Genomic DNA, 563 nt, shown 5'->3' with positions numbered 1-563 from the left:
GATCGAGCGGTATGTCTGATGGACATCCCTGATGATTGGGACAAGCAATATAATGTCGGACTTTATGAAGAAACTTATGATGAGGCTATTCGGTTTGCAAAAGCATTTCCGGAAACAGCCTGGTGCTACGGGAATCACGATTTGAGTTATCTGTGGCATTGTCTGGAGAGCGGTTATAGCTCCATGGCTTCAATGACAGTGCAAAGAAAGTTGTTGGATTTGCGAGAGGCTGTTCCAGAAGATAATCCCATTAAATATGTTCAGAGAATAGACAATGTTCTCTTTTCTCATGGAGGCGTACTGAATTTCTTTGTAGAGGAATATGTTCCGCGAGCAAAATATAATGATGTGGATGCTGTGCTAGAGACGATTAATCAGCTCGGAAGAATCGAGATGTGGAATGATGCATCGCCGATCTGGCTGAGACCACAGCATTCAAAAATGAGATTATATAAGCCACGTAAGTTGTTGCAGGTTGTAGGTCATACACCTATGGATGCAATTACGAAAGAGGGAAATCTGATTAGCACGGATGTGTTTTCAACTTACAGAGATGGAAAGCC

General features: G+C 42.5%; 1 protein-coding gene. It reads left to right on the top strand.

Translation table 11 applies throughout. The features are described from left to right. Window positions 1-18 precede the first annotated feature (18 nt). Window positions 19-563 (top strand): metallophosphoesterase (locus DXA55_RS16935; protein WP_242998661.1); only part of this gene is annotated, 545 nt, incomplete at its 3' end.

This window comes from Blautia sp. OF03-13 (genome assembly GCF_003460685.1).
In the GTDB taxonomy this organism is placed as follows: domain Bacteria; phylum Bacillota; class Clostridia; order Lachnospirales; family Lachnospiraceae; genus Fusicatenibacter; species Fusicatenibacter saccharivorans.
Note: the sequence above shows the minus strand (reverse complement) of the source record. Positions and strands in the feature narration are given on the sequence as shown.